Genomic DNA, 9,854 nt, shown 5'->3' with positions numbered 1-9,854 from the left:
GGAGGTGTCCGACGTGTCGAGGGCGTCGGCGCGGTCGGCGAGAACGTCGATCAGCGTGCTGTCATGAGCATGCTCGTGTGCGATCGTCGCGGTGGTCACGTGGTCGCCCGCCCTTCCGGTGCGTGGCCGCCCACCGTCGCGAACCGGTGGGTGTCAGTGCGCCCGGCCGGCTCGTCCGACGGGGAAATCAGCATGCTGCACAGGTACGGCAGCCGCGGGTCCCGGTCGGCGATCAGCACGCTGCCGTCAAGCGGCTTGCCGTCGGCCAGCAGGTCGGCCAGCGCCAGCCACACGCCCGCGCACGGGTGCCCGGGCTCGGCTCGGCTGACCGCCACGCCCGGCGCGGGCGCCAGATCGGCCAGCGCGGCGCCGAGCACGAGGGTCCGCGCGGACCGGCCGGGATCCGGGTGCCGCCGCGCCGGGTCGGCCGGCCGCGGACGAACGGCGGCGTCTTGCGGGGCGTCGAACCGGCCGCTGACCGTGACCACGGGGCGTCCGAGCACCGGGCCGGCTCCCTCGCCGCTCACCAGCAGGGCGACCGCGAGGTCGCGCGCCGGGCGCGGGCCGCCGGGCGGCAGCGTGCTCTGCTCCAGGATCAGGATCAGCGCCCGCCGGGCCGCGCCGCCCGCGATCATGTCGGCCGCGGTGCGCAGCGCGGTGAACGGCCCGGCGACGCCCTGCTCCGAGATGCCGAGCACCAGCGGATCGCCGGGCACCAGGTCGCCGAGGACGCAGGCCGGGAAGCTCTGGTGCCGGCAGTCCGCGCTGGCCTCCACCGAGATGATCAGATCGATCCCGTCCAGCCGTTCGGCCAAGTCGCGCGCGACGGCGCGGGCCATGTCGTGATAGCTGACGACCGGCATTCCGGCCGCCCACGACCCGTCGCCGCCGAGCCCGTAGAGCACGTCGGCGTGGTCGCGGAACGCCTGCGAGGGGCCGTCGGGCGCGCTGCTGTCGGCCGCGGTGAAGTAGTAGGGGGTGATGGATTCGAGGCGCGGGCCTCCCGCCGCCGGCCGCGCGGCGCCGCCGCGCTGCTGCCCCGAGCGTCGCAGGACCGGCATTTCGTCACCTGCTCTCGGCGATGTAGCCGGCCAGCGAGCCGATCGTCTCCAGGTGCCGCTGCTCAAGGCTGTCCGGGTCCACCTGCATGTCGAGGGTGTCCTCGAGCGCCATCAGCAGGCTGAGCACGCTGGTGGAGTCCAGGCCCAGGTCCTCGGCCAGCCGGGTGTCCTCGGCGATGTCCGCCGGGACGCTGCCGAGCACCTCGGCGATCGCCGCGGTGATGGCCTCGACGATCTCGGTGTCCTGAGTGCGGGTCTCGGGCGTCGTGGTGGTCATGGTGCGGTCCCTTTCTGGTGGATGCCGCCCGGTGCGGGCGGGCAGGAATCAGTGGCCGAACTCGTGCAGGATCTGCGGGCCGAGCATCGCGTCGGCCTCGTCGCGGGCGCGGATCAGCAGGGCCCGCCCGTCGTGCACCAGCACCTCCGCCGGATAGCCGTGGCTGAGGAAGTAGACCGGCGAGGCGGTCGGGCCGTAGGCGCCGGAGCGCTCGACCCCGATCACGTCGCCGGGCCGCAGGTCGGCGGGCAGCTCCACGGCCTTGCCGAGGGTGTCGTTCGGCGTGCACAGCGGGCCGGCGACGTTCCACTTCGCCGCGGGCTGCGCGCCGGCCCGGTTCAGCAGCCGCATCGGGAAGTTGCGCTTGACGAAGGACCCGATGCCGACGGCGGCCATGTGGTGGTTGGTGCCGCCGTCCGCGACCGCGAACCGCTCGCCCATCGACTCCTTCACGTAGCGCACGCGCACCGCGTAGACCCCGCTGTGCCCGAGCAGGAACCGGCCGAGCTCCATGACCAGCCGGGTCTGCGGGTGCCTGGCGCGGAAGTCGGCGAACAGCGGATTGAGCAGGTCGACCAGCGCCGCGGGATCCAGGTCGCGCTCGCCGGAGAAGTAGGCGACCCCGAGGCCGCCGCCGACGTCGACGATCTGCGGGTCGATGCCGAGCCGCGCGGCCAGGTCCTCGGCCAGGGCGAGGATCTGGCCCGTGTTCGCCGCGATCACGTCCTCGGTGAGGAACCGGGTGCCCATGTACGCCTGGAAGCCGATCAGCCTTACCGCGGGGTGCCGCTCGGCCAGCTGCGGGCCGGCCGCCTCCAGCGCCTCCTGGTCGATGCCGAACTGGCGCGGCTTGCCGCCCATGGTCAGGCCGCCGCCCTTGACCGCGAAGCTCGGGTTGACCCGCAGCACCACCCGCGCGGTGCGGCCGAGCCCGGCCGCGGTCTCGTCGATGAGCGCGAGTTCCCCGAAGGACTCGCAGATCAGGGTGATGTCCTCCTTGACGCAGGACTCGATCTCGGTGCGGCTCTTGCCGGGGCCGAGGAACATGATCTGCTCGCCCGGCACCCCGGCGCGCTGCGCGGTCAGCAGCTCGGCCAGCGAGGAGACCTCGGCGCGCGCGCCGAGCGAATGCAGCAGCGCGCAGATGCTCACGTTCGGATTCGCCTTGAGGGAGAAGAACATCTCCACGGCGGGGTGCAGCCGGTCGCGCAGGCTGTGGAACTGGCGGGAGATCACGTCCGCGTCGTATACGTACAGCGGGCTGCCGAAGCGTTCGACGATCTCGTTGATGGTGACGCCTTGCACCGTGTATACGGGTTCGTCGACGTGCACCGGCTCTTCCTGCTGTACGGGCACTGCGAGCGCGTGAGTGTCTTCAGTCACGGTTACCGGTCTCCTTCCGCACGCCCTCGGCGACGGCGTGGTCGAGTTCGGCCAGCTCCTGCTCGGAGCGGGCGATGAGCAGGCCGTAGAGCCGGCCCTGGTGGGTGCGCGCGTCCAGTCGCGGCGCTTCGGCGTCGGCCGCGGCGGCGGCGTTGACGGTCGCGAAGTTGTTGACCAGCAGCCCGCGGCCGCTCGCGGGGTCGAAGAGCAGCCCGTCGAGCCGCTCGCGCAGCCGCCCGAACGGGATCCGCCGGGTCGCGGCCAGGTCGTACTGGCGCGCCATCGCGATCTGCCCGTCGGTCAGGAAGCGCTCCTGCAGGCCGACCTGGTAGGTGGACATGTTGCTGCGCGCGTTGATCTCGATGACCGGCAGCAGGCCGCCGTCGCGGGTGGTGATCGCGTCCACGCCGACCAGGCCGTGGAAGCCGTCGGCGGCCAGCCGGGCGCCGAGCAGCGCGGCGCAGCGCTCGATCTCGGCGGCGTGCCCGGCGGTGATGCGCGCGGGCATCCGGTGCCCCTTGTGCACCCCCTTCTCGGTGATCGCCTCCTTGACGAAGTCGAAGCGCACCGAGCCGTCGCGGCCGACGGTGAAGTGGTAGTTGAGGTCGGCGTCCTTGTCGGCCCACTCCTCGACCACCACGGCCAGCCGCGGATCGCCGGTGCGTTCGGCGCGCCGCGTGACCATGCGCACCAGCTGCTCGAGCCGGCGCGGCTCGTCGACCACGACGATGCCCTTGCCGGAGACGCCGAACGCGTCCTTGACGCCGATCCGGCGCCCTGCGGCCAGCGACCGCGCGGCCTGCTCGGCCGCCGCCGCGAACTGGTCCACCGTCTCGCACTCCCAGCCGCGCGCCTGCGGCAGGCCCAGCTCGGCGGCCACCCGCCGGCTGTAGATCTTGCTGTTCACCGACTTGGTCAGCGCGGCAGGAGGCAGCGCCGGGGCCAGGCCGGTGCGCCCGCACAGCTCCTCTTCGAGGGCTGACATCCCGTGCGGCAGCAGGTGGGCGCCTTCCCGGGCGAGCGCGGTGAGCTCGGCGAGCAGCCGCGGCGAGCGCAGCGCGTCGACGCTGACCGTGTGCGCCGGGTCCTGCTCGTCGGCGACCAGGATCCCGGGCAGTTCGAGCCCGAGGTCCTCCAGATAGGCCAGATAGCCGGGATCGGGGGCGGACTTGAGCACGACGTGGTCGGCCTTGCCGGCGAGCAGCAGCGCGAACTCGTCCATGCGGTTGACCACCGCGGCCGACGAGCCGCCGCCCACGGAGGGCAGGCCGATCTCGTCGCCGGCCCACTCGGTCTCCACCTCGAAGTTGCCGAGCAGGACGAACGTGGCGCGCGGGTCGCCGGTGCAGGCGCTCTTGACCCCCTCGAGGAAGGTCTGGTTCGGCCGTGACGTCATCACGGGGACTCCTTGAGTGGCTAGGCGGGGGCGTGGCTGGATGGCGGTGTTTGCTGGATGGGGCTGTGCTGGCTCGGTGGGGCGGTGCTGGGGGGCGTTCGCGTTCAGTGCCGCAGCACCGCCGCGGCGAAGGTGGCGCCGAGGCCGACGGAGGCCATCAGGTACAGGTCGCCGGGGCGCAGCCGGCCGGCCGCGCGGGCGTGCACGTGGTTGATGAAGGGGTCCGCGGCGAAGCAGTGCCCGGTGACCGGGACGTTGTCCAGGTAGACCCGCTCGACCGGCAGGCCGAGCGCGCGGCAGGTCCATACCCATGACAGCCGGTTGACGTTGTGCGGCAGGATGACGGCGAGTTCGTCCACTGAGACGCCGGCCGCCTCGGCCGCTTCCAGGATCACCGCGGCGAGAAGCTCGTTGTGGTCCTTGAGGAATCCCGGGTCCAGCGGGTAGGGCGGGAAGCCCTCGGCGTACTGGCCGTACGTGCGCACCGCGAGGCCGAGCAGCCGGTCGCGCTCGCCGTCCGCGCCGACCAGGCAGGCCGCGGTGCAGTCACCCATCACCGTGCTCTCCGGGATGATCTGCAGCGCGGGGCTGAAGGTCGTCTCGCCGGCGAAGACCAGGGCCAGGGCGGACGGATCGCCGTCCGAAGCCAGCAGGCGCCCGGCCAGCTCGATTCCCAGCAGCCCGGTCGCGCAGCCGTGCTGAGTGAGCGTGAAGGCGGCGGCGTTGTCCAGGCCGAGCGCGGCGCACACGTCCTCAAGCGGATTCTGCCCGGCGGGCGCGATCGTGGAGACCGTCCGCGCGTACAGCACGTGCCGCACCCGGTGCTCGTTGCCGCGCAGTCCGGGCAGATTCGCCGCGGCGGCCAGCAGCGTCTCACGTACGTCCGTGCTCTGCGACCGGCGCACCTCGCGCAGGCCGTAGAACTTGCGGAAGGTGCGCATCAGGTGCTCACCCGCCTGCACGCGCTCGCCGATGTCGTCCACGGCGACGCTCTGCTCAGGCACATGGCAGGCGATGTCGACGATGGCTGTCACGGCCGGCCTCCGGAGGAACTCGCGGCCTCGTCGAAGACGGGGCCCTGCTGGACGGCGGGGGAGTGGTGGCCGAGGACTTCGGGTTCGGGGGTCCGCGTTCCCGGCCACCACAGGTCGTCGGGGCACAGCGCGGCGGGGCTGTACTTGCCCAGCGCGCTGATCAGCAGTCGAAGTTCCAGCGCGAGGCATTCGGCCAGCCGGACCAGGCCGTCCGCGCGGTCTTCGTCCACCGCCAGCAGCGCCGCCCGGCCGAGCCCGACCGCGGACGCGCCGAGGGCCAGGGCGCGCACCGCGCGGCCCCCCTCCCACATCCGGCCGGAGGCGAGCAGGCCGCCGCTCGGCGGCCCGATGCGGCGCAGGCACTCGGCCAGCGGCAGGCCGACCTGGCCGAGGAAGACCCGTGGCGCCCAGCCGCTGCCGCCTTGTGCGCCGTCCACGCATACCGCGTCCGCTCCGGCGCGCCAGGCGGTGTCCGCGGCGGCCGCGATGTCGCGGCCGGGGTGGAACTTCACCCAGACCCGGGCGCGCGGGAAGTTGTTGCGCATGAACCGCAGCTGCTGGCGCACGATCTCCTCGGTGAAGGTCCCCGGCGTGGCGCAGCGCAGCAGCTCGCCGGCGGACCCGCCGAACACCTCGCGCACCGCGAAGCGCTTGCGCAGCTCCTCCGCCTCGCGCGCGTCCACCACGGTCATGCCGCCGAGTCCCGGCTTCGCGCCCTGCCCGATCTTCAGCTCGAAGCCGAGCCGGCCGGTCTCCAGCAGCGGCTGCGCCGCCGGGTCGCTGTAGACGAGGTTCCACACCTCGGCGTCCGCGTCCTCAGTGCTCTGCTGCACGACGACGCCGCCGGCCGCGTCTGCGGCGTGCTCGCAATAGGCGCGGATCCGGGCCAGCAGCACGGGCAGTTCGCCGGACGCCCCGCCTCGGTATCCGTGCACCGGCACTGCGTTCTCGCCGATCACCATCGGGATGCCCAGCCGCGCGGCCTGCCGGCTCGCCGCGATCCCCAGGTCGCCGCTGCCCGCGCGGGTCGAGCCGAAGGCGGACAGGTAGACCGGCAGGGTGCTGCGGAAGCCGCCGATGCCTGTCTCCAGCTCGACGTCGTCGTACAGCGGCTCGCGGCCGAGCTCGATCAGCTTCTCCAGCCGCTGCGGCATGAACACCGGCGGCGCCAGCCGGGCCAGATCGAGATCGTCGCAGACCTGCGGCGGGCCGGCTAGGTCGTCCGGTGCACCGGCTCCGGCGCCGAAGAGCCGCGCGCCGTAGTCCTCGGTCGAGGGAAATGCCTCGGCGGTCCCGGTGCGGGCGCGGGCGCGCACCGCGCGTTCCGGGAAGCCGGGCGCGTGCAGGGTAGCCGGGTGCACGGCGGTCACGCTCTTCACGGCGCCACCGTCCCGGGCAGCTTCGGGTACGCGCTGACCTGCCAGAGAGCGTCGAGTCCGGTGAGGAACCTGACCAGCCGCTGCACGCCCATGCCGAATCCGGCGCTGGCCGGGATGCCCTCACGGGCCAGCTCCAGATACCAGGCGTACTTCGCCGGGTTCTCGCCGCTCTCCCGCATCCGGGTCACGATCGCGGCGTAGTCGCTCTCCCGCTCGCTGCCGCTGGCCAGCTCGCCGTACCCGCCGTGCGCGATCAGGTCGAAGTTGCGCAGCACGCCGCGGCGCGTCCGGTCCTCGCGGTCGTAGAAGCCGCGCGAGCCCTTCGGGTAGTCGGTGACGAAGAACGGCCGGCCGGCCTGCCGGGACAGCGCCTCCTCGCCGGTCCAGTCGATCTCGGCGTCAGGGCTCTGGGGATGACCCTGCTCGCGCAGCCGGGCGACCGCGTCCGCGTGCGTGCAGGTGTCGAACATCCCGTCGCGGGTCCGGGCGAAGAACGACTCCTCCCGGCCGAGTTCCCGCAGCACCGAAGGCGCCGACTCCCAGACCCGGGTGACCACGTGCGCCAGAAGGCCGGCGGCGACATCCATCGCGTCGTCGCGCGAGGCGTCGGCGATCTCCACGTCGATCTGGTGGAACTCGACCAGGTGCCGCCCGGTGGCCGCGGTCTCCGGCGGCTCCACGCGCACGTTCGGAGCGACGTAGAACAGCTTCGGGAAGCCGCGCAGCGACGCCTGCTTGTACAGGATCGCGCTCGTCATGAGCTTGTACGGGTGCCCGTAGTAGTCGACGTCGAGAGCCTTGGCGCCTCGGCCGCCTGGATCGGTGACCGGGCCGACCAGCGGGGGCAGCAGTTCGGTGAAGCCGCGCCCGCACAGGTATTCGCGCGCCGCGTGCAGTGCTGCCTGCTGGACGAGCATCGCGGCCCGCAGCCGTGGCGAGCGCAGGTGTTCGCCGAGCGGGGCGGGGCCGGCGGGCGGCGCCACGTCCCGCGGCACGGGCAGGTCGGCTGCGGCGCTGCGGATACTGTCAGCGCTGTGGATGCTGTCTGCGCTGCGGGCGTTTGACTGCGCGACGCCCGGGCGCGCGGGCAGATCGGTGAGCGACATCTCGTCTCCCGGCTTCAGTGGTCGTAGGTACGTGCGACGCTGGTGAGCGCGTGCAGCAGGCGGTCCGGCGTCATCCGGGCCCGCCGGTCCGGCGCGGGGTCTGCGGCGATCGGCATCCGGCCGACCGAGGCCCAGCGCAGCCGGTGGCCCTCGTCGAGGTAGCTGCGCGAGCGGCCGGCGTTGTCGGGGTGCAGGCAGTAGGGGACGTCCAGGTAGCCGCGCCGGAAGGCCGCGGCCAGGGCCCGGCCGGGGTCGTCGTCGAGCTCGAGCACGGCGTCCACGAGGGCGCGGGCCTCGGCGTAGACGGCGCTGTCCGCTTCGCCGGAATCAGCGCATCCGCGGTCTGCGGCTGCCGCGGTGGCCGCCGCGGCCTCCAGCGCCCGCACGTTGTCCTCGATGCCTGGGATGCGGTGCGCCTCGGTGGCCGTCTTGACGATGAGCCGCTGCGCTCCGGTGGCGACGGCGAGTTCGGCGGCGGCCTCGAGCAGCGCGCGGGCGCCGCGGGCGGAGGAGGGGAAGACGCCCATGTACGTGTACAGCACGATGTGCCAATCGGTGCCGGCCGGCAGCAGTTGCGCGGCCAGGCGGCGCAGGGCGCGGACCGCCTCCTCGTCCATGGCCCGGTCGGTCTGCTGCGCGTAACTGAGCGAGACGCTGGTCAGCCCGTGCCGGGTGAAGAACAGCGCCTCCAGGACGCTGAGCGCCACCAGCAGGCCGGGCGGGCACAGCTGGCCGAGCATGCAGCCGCCGAAGGATTCGAGGTGCGGCGTGCGGTCCGGTCCGGCGAGCGCGGCCAGCAGCTCGCAGCTCTCCGCCCAGCTGTCGATCGATTCGCGCAGCGGGGTACGGCCGTAGGGCAGGCAGTAGGAGACGGGGCCGCCTTCGGTGGCGTCGAGGCCAAGAGTCGTCAGGGTCCTGATGATCTGCTGCGGGCGGGCGCTGCCGTGCCGCACCTGCACCGGGAAGGTCTCGTCCAGCAGGCCGGCGAGTACGGCGCGGGTGGTGCTCGCGTCGTGCGCGACGATCGGGTAGCCGTTGAGCGCCGTTCCCTCGGCCACGGCCTTTCGGGCGGCCGCGTGCTCGCCGAGTCGGGTGTAGCTGTCCAGGGTGATGGTTCCGACGGTGGTGGCGGCGGCGAACTTGGTGCGCTCGAGGCCGCGGCGCATCAGGGCCGGATCGCTGAATCCCATCCGCGGCTGCACGACCAGCGCTCCGGCCGCGGCTCGTTCGGCGACGAAGCCTCCGAACGAGCGGGGGCGCGGCGCCGTGGCTTGGGCGTTCACACCGCCGCCCTCCCGCTGGGCCGGTCCGCGCGGGCGCCCGCCGAGTTCGTCAGGGTGCTTAGGTACCGGGTGAAGGCGTCGAGGTCGCCGTCGTCGAAGACGGCCGAGAAGCCGGCGTCCAGCAGCCGATGGCGCCGTGCCTCGTCGCGCACGCCGTCCACGCCGAGCTTGCCGCCGATGACCGCGGCGATGTGGGCGGTGCCGGGCTCGGTGCGCAGCGCGCGCACCGCGGCCTCCCCGTCGCGGTATCCGTGCCCGTTGACGCTGCCGATGACCACCAGCTCCGGCTGGAGCAGCTGGCACCGCTCGACCAGCAGCCGGGGCGGGACGCACGGGCCCAGGTTCTCCACCCGGTGGCCCCGCTCCTCGAGCAGGAGCTGGAGGAACATCAGGTTCCAGGTGTGCGAGTCGGACGCGCCGCCGGCCACCAGGACCGTCAGTCCGCTGTGCGAGGTCGCCATGTCAGGGCACTTTCGTGATCGGGGTCCGCGATTCGTTCCCTTCGTCTTCGAATATAGGAAGATCCGGCCGGTGGAATCGGTAGTTGCTGCGGCAGAATGCGGGCAGTCGCGGCGCCGTGGAAATCAAGCCGAAAAAGCACGCGGCCGGCGGCGCGGGAATGGTGATTCCCGAGCCGCCGGCCGTGTGCTTCCGGGTATTAGGCGGAGATATCTGAATAGTGGTGCGCGATGGAGGAACGAGGTTCGGGCGGGAGGCGGATCGCCCGGTCAGGTGTACTGGGCCACGACGCTGCGCGGGCGGATGTCGGTCCAGTTGCGCTCGACGTAGTCCAGGCAGTCCTGCCGGCCCGCGGGTCCGTGGGCGGTTTCCCAGCCCGCCGGAACCGCGGCGAAGACCGGCCACAGCGAGTGCTGGCCCTCGTCGTTGACCAGCACGAGGAAGGTGCCGGCGGGGTCCTCGAAGGGGTTTGCCAT

General features: G+C 72.9%; 10 protein-coding genes. All 10 read right to left on the bottom strand.

Annotated features, from left to right (window positions below; genetic code table 11):
* Window positions 1-95: 95 nt before the first annotated feature.
* Complete coding sequence (locus VFB40_RS04675; protein ID WP_324848028.1) at window positions 96-1,061, bottom strand: beta-ketoacyl-[acyl-carrier-protein] synthase family protein; 966 nt, start codon at window positions 1,059-1,061, stop codon at window positions 96-98.
* Window positions 1,062-1,065: 4 nt separating this feature from the next.
* Entirely contained in the window at window positions 1,066-1,338 is a 273-nt protein-coding gene (locus VFB40_RS04670; protein WP_324848027.1) for an acyl carrier protein, read from the bottom strand.
* Window positions 1,339-1,386: 48 nt separating this feature from the next.
* Window positions 1,387-2,643, bottom strand: a complete 1,257-nt coding sequence (locus VFB40_RS04665) for a type III PLP-dependent enzyme (protein ID WP_349261346.1) — start codon at window positions 2,641-2,643, stop codon at window positions 1,387-1,389.
* A gap of 70 nt (window positions 2,644-2,713) precedes the next feature.
* A complete protein-coding gene (locus VFB40_RS04660; protein WP_324848025.1) occupies window positions 2,714-4,117 on the bottom strand; it encodes a preATP grasp domain-containing protein in 1,404 nt (467 codons plus the stop codon).
* A 104-nt stretch (window positions 4,118-4,221) separates the two neighbouring features.
* Window positions 4,222-5,151, bottom strand: a complete 930-nt coding sequence (locus tag VFB40_RS04655; protein ID WP_324848024.1) for a 3-oxoacyl-[acyl-carrier-protein] synthase III C-terminal domain-containing protein — start codon at window positions 5,149-5,151, stop codon at window positions 4,222-4,224.
* Window positions 5,148-6,530 (bottom strand): glutamate synthase-related protein, encoded by a 1,383-nt coding sequence (locus tag VFB40_RS04650; RefSeq protein WP_324848023.1) that lies wholly within the window; start codon window positions 6,528-6,530, stop codon window positions 5,148-5,150. Before VFB40_RS04650 ends, VFB40_RS04655 begins: the two co-directional genes overlap by 4 nt.
* Window positions 6,527-7,636: an asparagine synthetase A gene (locus tag VFB40_RS04645; RefSeq protein WP_324848022.1), complete on the bottom strand. Its 1,110-nt coding sequence runs from the start codon at window positions 7,634-7,636 to the stop codon at window positions 6,527-6,529. The genes VFB40_RS04650 and VFB40_RS04645 overlap by 4 nt, the downstream gene beginning before the upstream one ends.
* A gap of 14 nt (window positions 7,637-7,650) precedes the next feature.
* Entirely contained in the window at window positions 7,651-8,919 is a 1,269-nt protein-coding gene (locus tag VFB40_RS04640; protein ID WP_324848021.1) for a methylaspartate mutase, read from the bottom strand.
* Window positions 8,916-9,380: a cobalamin B12-binding domain-containing protein gene (locus VFB40_RS04635; RefSeq protein ID WP_324848020.1), complete on the bottom strand. Its 465-nt coding sequence runs from the start codon at window positions 9,378-9,380 to the stop codon at window positions 8,916-8,918. The genes VFB40_RS04640 and VFB40_RS04635 overlap by 4 nt, the downstream gene beginning before the upstream one ends.
* A gap of 267 nt (window positions 9,381-9,647) precedes the next feature.
* Window positions 9,648-9,854 (bottom strand): MbtH family protein, encoded by a 207-nt coding sequence (locus VFB40_RS04630; protein WP_324848019.1) that lies wholly within the window; start codon window positions 9,852-9,854, stop codon window positions 9,648-9,650.

This window comes from Actinocrinis sp. (assembly GCF_035650855.1).
Classification (GTDB): Bacteria; Actinomycetota; Actinomycetes; order Streptomycetales; family Catenulisporaceae; genus Actinocrinis.
The sequence above is the reverse complement of the archived record's forward strand: the minus strand, read 5'-3'. Positions and strand labels throughout refer to the sequence as shown.